This is a genomic window from Paenibacillus sp. IHBB 3054 (genome assembly GCF_051594305.1).
Taxonomy (GTDB): domain Bacteria; phylum Bacillota; class Bacilli; order Paenibacillales; family Paenibacillaceae; genus Paenibacillus_AQ.
Genome location: NZ_JBOFBG010000001.1, coordinates 706,171 through 721,689, shown reverse-complemented (window position 1 = coordinate 721,689; position 15,519 = coordinate 706,171). Strand labels below are relative to the sequence as shown.

Genomic DNA, 15,519 nt, shown 5'->3' with positions numbered 1-15,519 from the left:
GGGGAGTTTACTTGATTGGTAGAATCGTGAAGGTTATTGAGACACAAATCGCAGTTAGCATTTTCTATCCCGCAACAAAAGGTGCATATCTAACAGACTTCTTTGAGCTTTATAGTCCTTGCCAAGGGGAGGCAAGGGAGGTATTAGAACAGATGGGTGTAAATCATTCCAATCTAAAAGGAATAAGCAATTTGATCGTAAATGGTCCCATGGAGGAGAACAGCGGTCCGTACCCCGTCATCTTGTTCTCACCCGGTTTTGGAGTCGAGCGGGACATGTACTTGAAGATGATCGAGATCCTTGTACTTCAACGTTACATCGTAGTTACCCTCAGTGCGCCGCACGAATCTGTGTTCACGGTTTACCCGGAGGGTCAGTTTATCCGTCAACAGCCCGAGTTGTCCCGTTTGGAGAGTACTGATTATGAGGGATGGCATAAACTGCTGGATCAGCGGTCCCAAAGTATTATCCGAACCTTGGAGCAGCTAACCTCATTTAATCATTCTGATGATATTTTAAAAGGCATGCTGAATCTGGATCAGGTTATAGCCGTAGGTCATTCGTTAGGCGGAGCTGCGATCTTCGAGGTAGCCAAACAAAATAGAGACATCAAGGCAACTGTCCTGCTTGACCCGAGCTTTCACCTCATACATAGGGAGGGGATTGCCGTCTCCACTCCTTCACTGATTCTTAGGCAAGAAGCTTCTTCCTATGAAGCGATGGCTGCAATCATGAACGAAACGATCGCTCATGACTATATCCAGGGGCAGCAATATGCGGCGGATGTACTACAAAATGGACATTTCTACAGAATATCGGGTGCTCAGCATATGTCGTTCTCGGATGTTCCCTTGCACTACGGTGATCTCCATTCGATCCCGATTTATGCTATTGTCGGAACTTGCATTGCTCATTTTCTCAACGAAACCTTGTCTGGAAATAAAGAGAGGCTCAGCCTTATACTGCAGCAACATAGCGATACTGTTATTCCTATTAACGGACAAGGGTGCATTGCTGTGGAATCGTAAACAAAGTTACTTCTCATGTAGGGCACATAAATTACCCGCCAGGTACTTAACAAAGTGCCCGGCGGGTTTTTTACGTTCCAAATATCGCATCACGAACTCCAAAAAACCTTCGGTTAATTGTTATTTTTAGCCGCTCTGTATCGTGAGATTCCCCAATCTATAAGAAGCGCTATAAATAGCCATGAGAAAAAATGGATTCCATACAGAACAAACTTCCAAAGGAGCTCGCTTTTCATAGATTGATGCAAATCCGTCAACTGAGGTTCAAACCATAAAAGTAACGGACTGGTGAAAGCCAGCAGCAAGTTTTTATCATCATTTCCAGACATATTAATGAAGCAACAGATCAAAGAGAGCAGCGGTAACCAGAAACTGAATTTTTTAAAGAATATAATCCATACCCCCTCCTATATCCTAGATACTACCATAAAATGCTTTGGGCTGCGTTTTTAAGAAACAGTTAAGAATCAAATAAAGATTGTTAAGAATTGATTGAGTAAACTAGAAAGGGTATAGGATCCGATGCAGACAAAGGAGGGAGTTACCAGATGACATCATAGTTGAAACCTACGGACAAACTATTTAGACCCTTTGCTTATGCAGTACTAACCAATTCTACGATTAGGAGATTTATGATGAAAAAAATCCTCGGGCTGGCCCTTGCCACCTTGCTTATACTGCCTTCAACAGCAATGGCGAAAGCTGAACCCGTTCAGCGCTCAGACGCAAAGTTGGAACAGGCAGATGTAAAGGAATTCACCAATCAATTTTTCAAACAGAAAGAAATTCAAGAACAGCTTGTAGGAGCTGCAGTTGTTGTGGTTAAAGATGGCAAGGTATTGCTTAACCAAGGTTACGGTTACGCTGATGTTGCCGTCAAGAAACCTTTCGATGCAGATAAGACCGTATTTCGTCTGGCTTCCGTCTCCAAGCTGCTTACCTCTGTGGGGATCATGCAGTTAGCTGAGGCAGGCAAGGTTGATTTGAATAAGGATATACAGGGCTATTTGCCTCATCTGCAAATTCCGAATCCAACAGGGTCCCCGCTTACTCTTAAGCATTTGATGACTCATACTTCGGGTTTTGATTTAGGGGGCTCCCTTGAGCCTGCTAAAGCCTACAGCTTGGAGGATTATGTAAAAGCAACAGTGCCTACTGTTACCCGTAAACCTGGTGAAGTCTACAGATATAACAATTATGGATTTTCTCTGCTGGGCTACATTATCGAACAGGTGAGTGGCTCATCCTTTGAAGAATATATGAAAAAGGGCTTGTTCGAACCCTTAGGTATGAATAACAGTAATGTGCTGTTCAACAGTGAGGTAAAGAAGGCCATTGCTACCCCCTATGATGTTACACTGAAACCTCAAGCACAGCTACCCAATATCCCTGACAGCGGTCCGGAAGGACACATGTTCTCAACAGGCAGTGACATGGCGAAATTCCTTCAGGCGATGGTTAACTATGGACAAATGGGTTCTAAACGCATCTTAACGAAAGATTCAGTCTTGGAGATGGAGAAGAACAGTGTGACTATTCATCCCGATATTCCGGGGAGCGGTTATGGCCTGGAGACTATTTATCCGTCATCTTACAATGGATACACTGTCGTCGAGAAGGGGGGCGATTTACCCGGATTTCATAGCAATTTATGGTTGCTGCCTGAAGAGAATACGGGAATATTCATTGCATTTAACACTGATAAAGGCAACCTTCGGGCCCCCTTCTTTGAGCAGTTTATGAACCGCTATTTCCCTGACAAAGGGATAAGTCCTGTGATAAAAACGCCGAAGCCTACGCAAGAGCAACTGCATCCATTCGAAGGGTTATATCGAGATTTGAGTATGCCTGGCTGGACCTACGATATTAAGGCCGGTGACGGAACTCTGCTGGTGTCAGATCCTTTGGGAGAGCATGTCTTACGCCAGTCGAAGGATCTGCTGTTCTATGATGATAAGGGATTACCTGCCGGCTTCCAAGCGGATAAAGACGGTAACATGAAATACTTCTCCTACAACAAAGCGGGGAGTTGGTCTGAGAAGCTTCCTGAGCCTGCGAAATATTCTGATGTTCCAGAGGATCATCCTTACGCAAAATATATTTATGAGCTCGTTCAATTGGGTGTGATTCAGCAGAATCAGGATACATTTAAGCCGGAAGAACCTATGACAAGGGGCAAATTTATTGCCCGGTTGTTCAAGTTTACAGATTTCCCACTTTCTACAAGGCCTAGCCAGTTTAGTGATACTAAGGGACATCCGTATGAGGCAGTTATTCAGACTGCAGTTGAAAGCGGAGTCGTATCGGGATTTTCGGATGGAAGCTTCCGCCCGGATGAGCTTGTGACCCGAGAGCAGGCAGCAACTATGATATGGAGGCTGGTGAAGCAAAATTTAATGGTTGAACCTGTAAAGGCTGAGCTAAGCGAGGATGTCAGCCCTTGGGCTTCCGAAGGTGTACAATTCGTAGTGGGCCTTCATCTTTATGGTCCTGATGTTGCAGTAACAAATGGAACAGTACAATATCGGCCGAAGGATTCACTGTTAAATCAAGAATCTGCTGTGCTGATGGGATTGCTTATTCAGAATTTGTTCTAATGTAAAAGCGATGCTGAAATACAAACAAGACCCGCAGAAGGGATGGATGCCCCCTCCCTCTGCGGGTCTTTAATTTTAAGAGGAGCTTGACCTTGCAGTATACTTCAACCTTTATACTGGAAATAGTGATGAAGAAAAGTATTAAGTTGAGCTACAGCAAAAAGGAGCTATGTACTATGAATAGCAACATCCTTCCTGACAAAGAAAAGCTATGGTATTGGCAAGAAGAGCTGAATAGAGTAGGCCCGCGATTTACTGGAAATAAGGCACATAGAAAGCTAATTGATTTTTTCGAACAAGAATTAACGGACATGGGACTGAAAGTCAACCGGGACAAGCATTTATTCACAAAATGGGAAGCGAAGCAATGGAGTCTATCTGTGCAGGCGGAACATGGCGGCATAGAGGAATATCCCGTTACGTCCTACTACCCCTATTCAGGAACAACCACAGAGGATGGCGTTGTGGGTGAACTGATCTATTGTGGTTCAGGACCCGGAAATTTCAAACAGGCGGCTGGAAAAATAGCGATTGTGGAAGTGAGCGTTTCCAAACTTCCTTCTTCGGTAGCACTTAGAAAAAGAACCTCGTTTCCTAAAAGCGCAAAGCTTCCTTTCGGACTAAGAAATTCTGTTGTTAGTTCTTTAATGAAAGGTCCGGATCTAGTAGAGGCACAACAAGCTGGAGTGTTAGGCGTGATATGTGTCTGGAAAAAGATATCCGCAGAAAACGTTAGGGGGCAATACCTTCCATTCACAACTGCACTTAAAGATTGTCCGGCTCTATGGGTAGACGGGAACACAGGAGATCAATTGAAGCAGTTAGCCCTCCGGCATGCTAAAGCACGTTTAGTGCTGCAAGCTGAAATCGAGGAAAATGCAGATAGCGATACGCTTTATGCCATTCTTCCCGGGACGAATAGAAGCGAAAATATCCTGATCAATACCCATACAGACGGACCGAATGCCTGTGAGGAAAACGGAGGGGTTGGGCTGCTGGCGATGGCAGAGTATTTCTCAAAGCTTCCATTGGAACAGCGTCAAAGGGACTTAGTGTTTGTATTCGTCACAGGCCACTTCCAAATTCCGCAATTCGGCATACAGGGTCAAGCCACTACACGCTGGCTGCATGATCATCCTGAGCTCTGGGACGGAGTAGGAGGCCATCAGAAGGCGGTGGCGGGTCTTACACTGGAGCACTTGGGATGCAAGGAGTGGAAAGATAATCAGGAGAATAACCAATACAGCGACACCGGAAATCTTGAAACTGAACTTGTGTATACAGCAAATGAGATGATGAATACAATTTATTTGGATTCGCTTAAGGGAAGAACTAAAGTGAGAAGTATAACGTTGAAACCGATAAACAATATACATTTCGGCGAGGGGCAACCGTTATTTGACGCCGGGATACCGAATATCTCACTTGTTCCAGCACCAGACTATTTATGTGCAACAGGACCCAACGGATATTTAGACAAGCTGGACATTGATTTTATGGATGAGCAGATAAGGTCATTTATTAAAATGACAACCGCTATTGACCGTACCCCCGTAGAAGTATTGGGTCAACCAGAGCCCTATGCCAAAGGTCTGCTGGGTTTCTTGGTAAAAGACGCAAACGAAAAGCAATAAGCGGAAAGAAAGACTTTTGTAACAGACGGAGAAAGATAAAGCAATAAAACAGCGGCATTTTGGGCGTGTTTTTCATGTCTGGACTGCCGCTGTTTCGGTCTGCGGGATACTTATATATCAGCATATCTGAATGTTCTTAATGCCAATAAAAAGGTGGCAATTCCCACCAATGACAATAGCCCTATACTTATAAAGTAGCCGGACCACTCCAAGGCCAGAGAATTGCGTAATCCGTTGATAAACCATTGAAAAGGGTTAATCCGGTTGAGCGTCTGCACCCAGCCCGGGGCATTATCCAAGGAGTAAAATGCGCTGCTGCAAAGCAATAGCGGAATGGTAATCATATTCGTTAGGATACTTACATTGCTCTCCGTCCGGCTCAGGCTGGCAGCAAAAAAGCTCAGGAAAACATAGCCAATTGTAGCGATAATTATCACCGGTACCAATGCAACAATCGAACGTACTGCAATATTAAGCTCAAAAACAAAAATACCTGATATTAATACGAGGATTGCGCACACAAGAGAAGTCAGTGTCCATGCCCCTGAAATACTGCATATATATTTCCAAAGAGACATAGGGGTTACACGCAGCAGATTGTATACACCTCTTCGGCGCTGTGTCAGGACCGCGAAGGATGTGGTCATAAACGAATAGAACAAAATGCTGACAGCCATCATGCCGGTTAGTATGCGCTCAGGGTAATCCGGAGATTGTATAAACATTCCCAAGCCAATGGTTCCGCCTATCGGTAACACAATCGACCAAAATAATAAAAATGGATCACGGGTTGCTGATTTAAGCGTAAGTTTGAAGATGGTTTTCATTGTATTTTCCTCCCAATCTAAGCATTATCGGTCAACTGAAGATATAGATCTTCCAGTTTTTCAGCATGATATTGCTGCAACAAGTCTTCCGGTTGTCCCTCAGCAATGATTTGTCCGTTGTCCATCAAAATCAAGCGGTCGGCGATACGGGATACTTCCTCCATATCATGAGAGGAGAACAGCACAGTCACTTTGTTCCCGGCAAGCCGCTCAATCATTCTTCTAATCTCTTGACGTGCCCGGGGGTCAAGCCCAGCCGCTGGTTCATCAAGAACAATTAAATCGGGATTGTGTATCGCAGTGACTGCAATGGCAAGCCGCTTTTGCTGTCCGCCGGACAAACGGGCGGCTGGTGTTTTTCCTGCATCTGCTAAGTTGCATTCCTCCAGCTTGTTTCGTATTTGCGCCTTGCTTAGCTTCACATGATAAAGTGCAGCAAAAAGTGCAAGATTCTCTTCAGCTGTGTATCCTTCAAAAAATGGAGTCGATTGGAGCTGCACACCTAAATGCGCACGGTAATCGTCCCTCCAGCGTGTGATTTCGCCGGAATCCGGCTGCAAAATGCCCAACAGCATCGCCAAGGTGGTTGATTTTCCGGCTCCGTTTGTGCCAATCAGAGCAAGAACTTCTCCTTGCCTAATTTCCAGGTCAATTCCCTTTACTACCTCACGGTTACGGAATTGCTTGTGGATACCTTTGGCTTCAATGAGGTTCATTCTTTCCACTCTCCCTTACTTCACATTGTTTATTCATCGTTGAGTATTGGGGCATTTTTTTCTCCCTCAGTTATGAGGGAGAGTGTTTATTCCTGCGTATCCAAAAGCGCTAGCGCCTTTTCAACAAAATCCTGCTGCTGCCGGATAATGGCGAACATATTATCCATGATCAACATGACCATTGGAGGGATGTTATGCTGCATGGCTGCATCTTTGGCTTCAAAGCCTTGCTTCACAGCGTCGTATTCGTCCTGTAGAGTGCTGCGTTGCTGTTCTAATGCTCTTCGGCATTCCTCCGGCGACAGTTTTTCATAAAAGGATAAACCGGAATACATCTTCGAAGGGTATAGCACAGAAGAAGCTTTTAGCGCTTCACTGATCAGCTCCTGCAGATACTGTTTTCCGGATTCAGTAATGGTGTAAATCGCCTTTTGGCGATGCCCGGTCTGTTCAATGCTTGTGACCGCAACATAACCCTCCAGCTCCATTTTTTTCAGTGCATGATAAATAGAACCTATCAGCACCCCACCCCAGCGTTCCGCATCTGTCATCTGCAGCCCCTGCTGCACATCATAACCAGACATAGGCTGAACATTCAGCATTCCAAGTACAAGTAATCGTGTCAACCGTTTTCCACCTCCAATACTCAACGTTGAATATTGTACAATGACTAGTGGACTCTGTCAAGTTGATCTGTGATCCGGTTATAACCCTTTCATTCCTGATCAGGAGTCGTAGATCCTATCGTCATCTTCATTCTGTTCTTCGAGAGTCCGTATCTCAATCAGTTTCATGGCGGTGAAAGCCCTGATTCCATGCCGATCTCCCCGAACCATTGTAAATATCTCACCTGCGCGGGCCGCAGCAACCGATCCGTTCAGAACGACTTCTCCATAACCGGACACTATCATCCAGCTCTTGCTGGAATGAAGACAGGGCATTTCAGGCAGGGCATGATCCGGCAGCAGGGACAATTTAATTGTAAGCACAAGCCCCGAACCGCTGGTTGCCTCGTCCAGCACGGTAAAGCTCCCCCATTCAGTTTCCCCATACCTCTGTGCAGCGGAAACGTCTTGGAGGATTTCTTTAATGGCATTTGCTTCTGCTTTGCCGGCAATCAGAATGCCCTCGGGACTTCCTACAGCAACTATGCCGGGTACGCCGATCACATGCAGCGGAATGTTCAATTCATTGACAATGTGGGTATGACCCGACTCTCCCCAAATGCCCCCTGCACCAATCACGGGATGATTCAGCTGGGCAGTCAGTGTTTCCCAGCTTCCCAGATCACGCCACTCGCCTTCATGCGGCAGCACGACGGCTTTGCTGCTGCGCTCAGCCACTTCCTTGTCAAAACTGCGGACCGGAAATCCGGGGTACGCGTCTGTAAATGCGGCGAGGTCAATAGGCAGCCCCATTTGTTCCAGATGCGACAGCATAAAGCGCAGTGAAAAAGCAAAAACTCCACAGTTCCATAACGCATGTTCCCGTAACAGCTCACGGGCTCTGGAGATGACCGGCTTTTCTTCAAAAGAAATGACGGGCGAATAGGCGGAAGTCGTCCCCTTTCCCGGGACAATGTAGCCGTACTGGTCCGAGGGATGGGTGGGCCTTGTCCCAAGCAGAACAAGGTCTGCCTGTGAGGCGGCCAATGTATCCGTGAACTGATGAAATAAACGGAAGAATGCATCATCCGCAAACATATCCGCCGGAGCCACGCATAGGGTATCTTCGGGTTTAGCTTTTCCGGTGGAGTGCAAGTAGAGCGCCCCAAGCGCGGCGGCAGTGAAAGTACCGCGCTTATAAGGCTCCCCGATTACCGGGTATCCATTTCCGGTATACCGCCGGGTCAGAGCCATTTGATCCTTATGCGTCACGAACAACGCCGATTCACCCAGTCCACAGTGATTGAGCTGGCGGCATACCCGTCCAAGCATAGACTCTGTGCCTCCGCCCGGTGCAGGAAGCAGCTCTAGAAACATTTTGGAACGGATCCGTCCGGACAGCGGCCACAGCCGCTGTCCGGAACCGCCGCATAAAAGAATGGTATGCACGGCTGTCTGCCTCCTTAATGCTTGGGTGGAGTGGAATATCCTTTACGCTGATGGAAGGAAAGCGAACGGTACGTACGGGCATACTTCCGAATCTGCGCTTTTCCCAGAGAAGCGGCTGAGGTTTTCAGAGACTTATTGTTGGCATTTTTCAATATCACAGCGGCGCTGTTTCCGCTGTATACATAATTGGCATAGGTTTCAAACTCGGAAAAGCCGAACTGTTTCTTCTTGTCGATACTGCGGATAATGGCGGCATGCCATGACATCCCGTGCCGGGCTTCGATTTTTCTTTTTAGTCCGGCCAGTTTTGCTTTCTCAAACAGCATGTAATGGGTGACAAAGGATTTAGGTGAAGGGGCTGCAGTACCCAGCAGCTTCCGGTAGGTGCGGAAATATTCCGGCTGGCTCCAGTTGCGGCAATAAAAGATACTCTTTCCCCCGGTACGGAACCGGTGGGGACGAATCAGCACCGTATCGGCATCAATGACCAGAAAATGACTCTCCCGGCAAATATGATCACCGTTCATTTTAAGCAGCTGCTGGTACAGCCAGCCGGAACGGTTCCAGCGGGAGGAGGAATAACGGATGTCCTTTTTAGTAAACGGCAGAACGGTGGTCTCATTGACAAAGATACAGTTTTTGCGTGAGCACAGATTTCTGATCTTGCTGCTGTTCGGTGAGACAATATAGATATTGCTGATGGGATGGCGGACATAGCGGCGAAGACTGTCGATCACATGAGGGAGGGTCGCCAGGTCCTTTTCAATCGCCGGAATAAGGACATCTATCGCGGGACCGCTAACACTTAAGCCTGCTGAAGTTGCTGACATAGGTTCATCTCCGTGCACAAATTGACATGAGCGTCTGCACTAATGTATGCCGAGAATTCACTTCATGACCGGGCATAGATCACCGTAAAGATAACTTAACCCGTACGGGATAGATGCTTAATTCAGCCGGGGCCTCTTCTGCATAGGATGCAGTGACTATGTAAATCAGGGAGGGGATTCATCCCTTCTCAGACAGGAGAGTGCATGAGTGAAGGCAAAACACGCTAACTTACCGCAGAGCAAATGGCTCAAGACCAAATTGCTGCTGCGCAACGCTTCGATCAGGCCCTTTATTCCGGACACCCGGAAGTTCAGCAAACGTAATCTGGAGCAGATGATCCACAGCTATGGAATGATCTATGTCAAGCCAGAACGGGGAACCTATGGCAACGGGGTCATCCGCGCGGAGCGGGGGGAACGGCAGGGCTTTACTTACCAGTATGAAGAAACCGTCCGTCATTTCGACAGCTTTGAGGCCTTTCACAAAAGTCTGGCGAAGAAGACTGGCGGCAGGAGTTATTTAATTCAGAAAGGGATTCACCTGCTGAAGCATAACCGGCGGCGCTTTGATATCCGGGTGATGGTACAGTTAAGCCCCAAGGGCGTATGGGAAGCTACCGGGATTATCGGACGGCTCGGGCATCCGGGCAAAATAGTGACGAATTACCACAGCGGCGGCAAACCCATGGCGATTGAGAAATTGCTCTCGACCCATCTTTCGGAGCGCAGGCTTGCGCAGCTGACAGAGGAATTAAATAGACTGGGTACCCGCATGGCGGCTCATATGCAGAAAACCTACCCCCGGATTCGGCAAATTGGCGTAGATGTCGGTTTGGACCGGTCGCTGACGCCATGGATTATTGAAGTGAACATGAATCCCGATCCCTATATCTTTAATCAGCTTAAGGATAAATCCATGTATAAAAGAGTAATGAGATACCGGCGTTTTTACATGGGGAAATAAAGCTTGCGCATGAGGAGTACCCGCTGCCGTTAGCAGGGAAGGCCCAAAACTCGATTTTCTATGACCAGGGCCAGCCTTCTTCTTTGTAAAAATCCACAAAAAGTGAACAGAGCAGCGATTCTCCCGTTATTGGAAAATCCTGCTCTTAGTTTTTGCTCTATTGTCGCTTACTTCAGCAAGTTATGAGCAAGCGAAAGTCAAATGGCCTCAAGCGTCACTTTTTTTATGCCGCGAAGCAGAAATCCCCGGAAGCCCCGGTTGTTCTTCAGTTGTCCAAACACACACTCCGGTTTCGTCATCCGGCGCACGGCCAAGGCGAACCGTCCTCACTCTGTAGTATTTTTCGTGCTGCTTCTGGTACCGTAATCGTTCCAAACTGACGACCACTTCCCGATTCCCTGATGCTTTTTGTACAACGTTCCTCAGTGCGCAACCGTCTCAACTTGGGCTAAGGTAATGACGTTTTCGATCAGATAGGCATGTACAAAGAAATTGCTTCTTTTTTTGCGTTTTTAAAAGATTGCAGAAACTTTTTCTGCTTAAACAGCGGAGAGGACGGACTGATTGTGGAAAAGCGGTAGCGGTCGCCTTTGTCCCCGGATTTTCACCGCTAAGGAGAATTAAAAAAATCTGGGGACAACAGCGATTGGAACAACGGTCCGTTCGCGGAGCGTCCACCCAAGTGCTCTCGTTGATCCTGCTCAAAAAAATGAGGGGGGTCTGGCGGGCGACGTGCAGAACAGCAGGGTGTCCTCGCTCGTGATGCCCACCGGCGGCTCTATCTCATTTCAAACGGTATTCTAACGGAGAGACGCCGAAGTGAGCCCGGAACACACGATGAAAATAAGAGTAGCTGGCGAAGCCGCAAGTTTCGGCAATATGCTCCAGCGTCAATTCACTGTATTTGATCTGCTCTACAGCAGCTTTGAGCCGGATCTCAATCGCATATTGAATCATGGTTTTTCCATAATGCTCCTTGAACAGCCTTACTGCCCGCGACAGGCTAAGACCGGCATAGCTGGCAGCTTCCTCAAGCTTAAAGGTGACCGTGGCATGCTCTTCAATGAACCGCTTGAGCTTTAGGGTTGCCGTACCCTTCCGGTCCGCCTGTACATTTTCGGTAATCGCTCTGTCAATATACAGGCAGAGGCTGCGCAGCAGCACATCCTTCAGCTCTGCATCCTCTTCAAGCGAACCGCGCCGTTTCTCCAGCAGCAGGTTGCGCCATAAGCCAATCAGCTTGTCATCAAGGCCAATCCGGTTAGCTACCGGACGGTTCCTCCGTTTCCACCAGGTGTCAATCCATGGGCCTTCGCAGAACAGATAATAGTCTCCGCTGGACAGGCGTCCCTTATGATCCGGTTCCTTCACTGTTAGCTGGTAATCGTCGCCTGGCCGGAGCAGCAGCAGATCACCGCCGCTCAGGGTGTACTCTTTGCCGTGTGAAGTCACTTCACAGGAACCTTCGGTTTGCAGCCGGAACAGGTAATTCTGTAATCCGCCCTTTAGATTGTGGTTAAACGACTTATAGTGATATGAGTGATCGCAGATGAGCAGAGACGTGTCCACGAATATGACCCTCCCAACGAATTCAGAGCAAATAGTTCATGTTCTGTCGATATTGTATATGTTCATTTTAGTCTGTATTCCACTAGAATGATACCAGAGAGAACAATAAAATTTTAAGTAGACAGAGGTGTTTGTTATCATGAACAAAATCAATATCGGGTTGCAGCTGTACACGCTCCGTGATCTAACCGCTTTGGATTTCGAAGGAACACTCCGGAAGGTGGCGGAGCTTGGTTATCAAGGCGTTGAATTTGCCGGGTATGGAGATATTCCCGCTGAACAAATGAAGTCGCTGCTTGATGAACTGGGTCTCAAAGGATTCAGCAGTCATGTTTCGCTGGAAGCCATGCGTAAGGATCTGCAAAAAGAGATTGATTACCTCAAAACTATCGGTGCAGCGTATATGATCTGTCCTTTTCTAATGCCCGAGGATCGTCCTCAAAGCAGTGAGGAGTGGAGCAAATTGTTCTCCGAGCTGCAGGAAATAGGAACTGAAGTCAGTAAGCAGGGATTGATCTTTGGTTACCACAACCATGATTTTGAATTTATAGGACAGGCCGGAGAACATAACGCATTTGATGGCATGTTTATGCAAACCACACCGGCTGCGGTTCAAGTGGAAATGGATGTGTGCTGGGTTCAATTCGCTGGACAGCATCCGATCGAGTATATCCACAAATATGCCGGACGTCTGCCGCTTCTCCATCTGAAGGATTTCAGTACAGACGAGCAGGGTCAGATGATAACGCTTGAATTGGGACAAGGTTCCGTTAATCTGCCGGCGGTTATTGAGGCCTCAGCGAAAGCGGGGGTGCAATGGCTGATCGTGGAGCAGGATGTCTGTCAGAACCCGCCGCTTGAAAGTATATCGAACAGCTATAGCTGGCTCAAACAAAACTATTTAAACCAATAATAATCCATTGCTTAAAGGAGCTATTTAACATGAAAAAAATCAAAGTTGCTGTATTCGGCTGCGGCGCTATCGCCGAGCGCAGACATATTCCAGAGTATGCAGCGAGTGAACACGTAGAGCTGGTTGCTTTTGCAGATCCTATCATGGAGCGCGCTGAGAAAATGGCCGAAACCTATGGCGGCAAAGGTTATGCCAGCTACGAGGAATTACTGGCTAATGAAGAAGTGGATGCGGTCAGCGTATGTACGCCGAACTACCTGCATGCTTCAATGGCTATTGCGGCTGCCAATGCCGGAAAACATGTTCTGGTGGAAAAACCCATGGCTTGCTCCGCTGAAGAAGGTGAGCAAATGATCGAAGCTGCCCGTAAAAACGGAGTGTACCTGATGGTTGGACACAATCAGCGTCTGATGCCGCCTCATGTGAAGGCCAAAGAAATTCTCGACTCTGGCAAACTGGGCAGAGTGCTTACATTCCGCACGTCCTTTGGGCACCCGGGTCCGGAGGGCTGGAGTGTAGACGGTGCAGACAGCTGGTTTTTCCGCAAAGAAGAAGCAATCATGGGCGCGATGGGCGACCTGGGCGTACACAAATCAGACTTTATCCGTTATTTGCTGAACGACGAAGTATCCGAAGTTGCCGGCTTTATCAGCACTTTGCACAAAGAAGGCACGAAAGTCGATGATAACGCAGCCTGCATCCTGCGTATGAAGAGCGGCGCCATCGGAACACTGGTTGCCAGCTGGACACAATACAGAGGCGGAGACAACAGTACCGTGTTATGGTGCGAGCATGGTGTGATGAAGATTGGTACTGTAGAGGGTGACGAAGTGATCGTGGAGCTTACGAATGGTACGGTCGAGACCTACAAAGTGGGCGCTATGGCGACCAATGAAAAACAAGTGCCGAGTGGTGTCATTGATGATTTCGTGAAATCCATCGTAACGGAAACGCCTCCTGCGATCTCTGGGGAAGAAGGTCTCAGATCCCTGAAAGTTATTTTGGCTGCATTCGAATCTCAGAAAACGGGGCAAATGGTCAAGCTGTAATTATTTTCACACATAAGCAAATAGTTCAGGTTACAAATGATGGAAACCGCAGCCGGCTTGGCTGCGGTTTTTATCAGCCGGAAGGCTATTTAATCAGCAACTTGACTGTAAAGAGTATTTTGTGAAAGGCTCAAGCGGTCAGCTTGATCTCTGCCATTTTTTGAGCATTAACACCGGTCTATGCTATAATTCCTTATACTAATGAGAGTAAACAGGAGGAAGGGAATGCAAGAACGAAGCAAGAGAAGGAAAGCGCAGCGCAGCAAAGCACGTAACCGGAAAACGCTGCTTAGCGTGACCGCTGTGCTGGGTACGTGTCTGATCGCTGGAGCTGTTTATGCAGGAACTTTGTATTATAAGGCTGAACGGGCACTTGACCGGATTTCGGCATCGGGAACGACTCCCAGTGAAACGGCAAGTCCTGCATCGCCTATGCCTGGAGCTTCGGCCGAGGCTGATGCTGCGGATGCCGTGGATGAGAATAAACCGCTCACGTTCTTACTCGCCGGTGTGGACAACAGGAGCGGCAGCGGAGGGACGCTGAATACGGATGTGCTGATGCCGGTGGTCTATGAGCCTGTGAGCAAAAAGCTGTCCATCCTGTCCATCCCCCGTGACATGAAGATCACGAGCAGCGATATCGGGACGCATAAGGCTAATTATTATTACGCTTATTATTATTCACATAACAAAGGTGAGGATCTAAGCAAGACCAAGGAGTTCTACAGCAGCATTCTGCAGATCGACATTGACCATATGATTCTGGTTAATTTTGAGGCGTTCAGCAGCATAGTGGATGAGCTTGGCGGACTGGATATCGATGTGCCGATGAATATGCGTTATGTAGATAATGCGGACGGAACGAACATTAATCTGACTAAAGGGATGCAGCATTTGAGCGGCAAGGAAGTGCTGGATTTCGTCCGTTACCGCAAATCGAACCGGGGAACGGCAGAATCCTCAGATATATCCCGCAACGAGCGGCAGCAGGAGGTCTTGAACCTGATTTTGGGCAAGCTGGATTCCGTTAACGGGATCGCTCAGCTGGGAGATATCATCGACATCCTGGGGGAGAATATCCGTACCGATATCGACAAAGTTCAGCTGCGTAACTGGATTCTGAATTATAAATCCATGAAGCCTTCATCCAGTGAGCTCATTACACTGGATTCGGTCTGGAAGAGCCCTTATGTCTATGCCAAAGAAGAGGATCTGCTGGTGAAGCTGCAGAAATTTCGCGAACCGCTGGGTCTGCCTGCGCTCGACAAGCAGCAGCTGCTTCATGATTTTGGAATTACGGATTAGGCTGGAGCACGATACATAGGTTTCACTATGCTT

Annotated in this window: 13 protein-coding genes and 1 pseudogene; 7 read left to right on the top strand and 7 right to left on the bottom strand. The window is 47.6% G+C overall.

The features are described from left to right. The first annotated feature begins 152 nt into the window (after positions 1-152). From ACQ76X_RS03550 to ACQ76X_RS03540, 3 genes are all read left to right on the top strand, one after another. Positions 153-1,028, top strand: a complete 876-nt coding sequence (locus tag ACQ76X_RS03550) for an alpha/beta hydrolase family protein (RefSeq protein WP_438491545.1) — start codon at positions 153-155, stop codon at positions 1,026-1,028. Between the two features lie 632 nt (positions 1,029-1,660). Then, the gene (locus tag ACQ76X_RS03545) at positions 1,661-3,625 is read left to right on the top strand and encodes a serine hydrolase (protein ID WP_438491543.1); all 1,965 of its coding nucleotides are present in this window, start codon (positions 1,661-1,663) and stop codon (positions 3,623-3,625) included. Positions 3,626-3,801: 176 nt separating this feature from the next. Next, positions 3,802-5,259: a hypothetical protein gene (locus tag ACQ76X_RS03540; RefSeq protein WP_438491541.1), complete on the top strand. Its 1,458-nt coding sequence runs from the start codon at positions 3,802-3,804 to the stop codon at positions 5,257-5,259. A gap of 110 nt (positions 5,260-5,369) precedes the next feature. Here the strand turns inward: ACQ76X_RS03540 and ACQ76X_RS03535 are convergent, their stop codons facing one another. The 5 genes from ACQ76X_RS03535 to ACQ76X_RS03515 form a co-directional block, all read right to left on the bottom strand. Continuing rightward, complete coding sequence (locus tag ACQ76X_RS03535) at positions 5,370-6,086, bottom strand: ABC transporter permease (protein ID WP_438491539.1); 717 nt, start codon at positions 6,084-6,086, stop codon at positions 5,370-5,372. Between the two features lie 17 nt (positions 6,087-6,103). Continuing rightward, positions 6,104-6,802, bottom strand: a complete 699-nt coding sequence (locus ACQ76X_RS03530) for an ABC transporter ATP-binding protein (RefSeq protein ID WP_438491537.1) — start codon at positions 6,800-6,802, stop codon at positions 6,104-6,106. An 86-nt stretch (positions 6,803-6,888) separates the two neighbouring features. Then, complete coding sequence (locus tag ACQ76X_RS03525; RefSeq protein WP_076113804.1) at positions 6,889-7,428, bottom strand: PadR family transcriptional regulator; 540 nt, start codon at positions 7,426-7,428, stop codon at positions 6,889-6,891. A gap of 99 nt (positions 7,429-7,527) precedes the next feature. Beyond that, on the bottom strand, positions 7,528-8,856 hold the full coding sequence (locus ACQ76X_RS03520) for a sugar phosphate nucleotidyltransferase (RefSeq protein ID WP_438491535.1): 1,329 nt from the start codon (positions 8,854-8,856) through the stop codon (positions 7,528-7,530). 14 nt (positions 8,857-8,870) lie between these two features. Beyond that, a complete protein-coding gene (locus ACQ76X_RS03515; RefSeq protein ID WP_038595188.1) occupies positions 8,871-9,686 on the bottom strand; it encodes a DUF6492 family protein in 816 nt (271 codons plus the stop codon). Positions 9,687-9,894: 208 nt separating this feature from the next. Between ACQ76X_RS03515 and ACQ76X_RS03510 the strand changes: the two genes are divergently transcribed. Then, the gene (locus tag ACQ76X_RS03510) at positions 9,895-10,650 is read left to right on the top strand and encodes a YheC/YheD family protein (protein ID WP_340897147.1); all 756 of its coding nucleotides are present in this window, start codon (positions 9,895-9,897) and stop codon (positions 10,648-10,650) included. Between the two features lie 197 nt (positions 10,651-10,847). Here the strand turns inward: ACQ76X_RS03510 and ACQ76X_RS03505 are convergent. Both ACQ76X_RS03505 and ACQ76X_RS03500 read right to left on the bottom strand, forming a co-directional pair. Then, positions 10,848-11,118, bottom strand: a pseudogene (locus ACQ76X_RS03505) (transposase); the annotation flags it as partial. A gap of 315 nt (positions 11,119-11,433) precedes the next feature. Continuing rightward, entirely contained in the window at positions 11,434-12,219 is a 786-nt protein-coding gene (locus tag ACQ76X_RS03500; protein WP_438491532.1) for an AraC family transcriptional regulator, read from the bottom strand. Between the two features lie 139 nt (positions 12,220-12,358). On the opposite strand from ACQ76X_RS03500, the gene ACQ76X_RS03495 reads away from it, so the two are divergent. From ACQ76X_RS03495 to ACQ76X_RS03485, 3 genes are all read left to right on the top strand, one after another. Next, positions 12,359-13,132 (top strand): sugar phosphate isomerase/epimerase family protein, encoded by a 774-nt coding sequence (locus tag ACQ76X_RS03495; protein WP_438491530.1) that lies wholly within the window; start codon positions 12,359-12,361, stop codon positions 13,130-13,132. Positions 13,133-13,161: 29 nt separating this feature from the next. Continuing rightward, positions 13,162-14,181, top strand: a complete 1,020-nt coding sequence (locus tag ACQ76X_RS03490) for a Gfo/Idh/MocA family protein (protein ID WP_438491528.1) — start codon at positions 13,162-13,164, stop codon at positions 14,179-14,181. Positions 14,182-14,406: 225 nt separating this feature from the next. Next, complete coding sequence (locus tag ACQ76X_RS03485) at positions 14,407-15,486, top strand: LCP family protein (protein ID WP_438491526.1); 1,080 nt, start codon at positions 14,407-14,409, stop codon at positions 15,484-15,486. Positions 15,487-15,519: the final 33 nt, after the last annotated feature.

What these genes read in the sequence shown, in the direction of transcription:
- ACQ76X_RS03485 (WP_438491526.1), top strand. Translation starts at nt 14,407, where the DNA reads ATGCAAGAACGAAGCAAGAGAAGGAAAGCGCAGCGCAGCAAAGCACGT.
- ACQ76X_RS03515 (WP_038595188.1), bottom strand. Translation starts at nt 9,686, where the DNA reads ATGTCAGCAACTTCAGCAGGCTTAAGTGTTAGCGGTCCCGCGATAGAT.
- ACQ76X_RS03540 (WP_438491541.1), top strand. Translation starts at nt 3,802, where the DNA reads ATGAATAGCAACATCCTTCCTGACAAAGAAAAGCTATGGTATTGGCAA.
- ACQ76X_RS03550 (WP_438491545.1), top strand. Translation starts at nt 153, where the DNA reads ATGGGTGTAAATCATTCCAATCTAAAAGGAATAAGCAATTTGATCGTA.
- ACQ76X_RS03545 (WP_438491543.1), top strand. Translation starts at nt 1,661, where the DNA reads ATGATGAAAAAAATCCTCGGGCTGGCCCTTGCCACCTTGCTTATACTG.
- ACQ76X_RS03495 (WP_438491530.1), top strand. Translation starts at nt 12,359, where the DNA reads ATGAACAAAATCAATATCGGGTTGCAGCTGTACACGCTCCGTGATCTA.
- ACQ76X_RS03490 (WP_438491528.1), top strand. Translation starts at nt 13,162, where the DNA reads ATGAAAAAAATCAAAGTTGCTGTATTCGGCTGCGGCGCTATCGCCGAG.
- ACQ76X_RS03535 (WP_438491539.1), bottom strand. Translation starts at nt 6,086, where the DNA reads ATGAAAACCATCTTCAAACTTACGCTTAAATCAGCAACCCGTGATCCA.
- ACQ76X_RS03530 (WP_438491537.1), bottom strand. Translation starts at nt 6,802, where the DNA reads ATGAACCTCATTGAAGCCAAAGGTATCCACAAGCAATTCCGTAACCGT.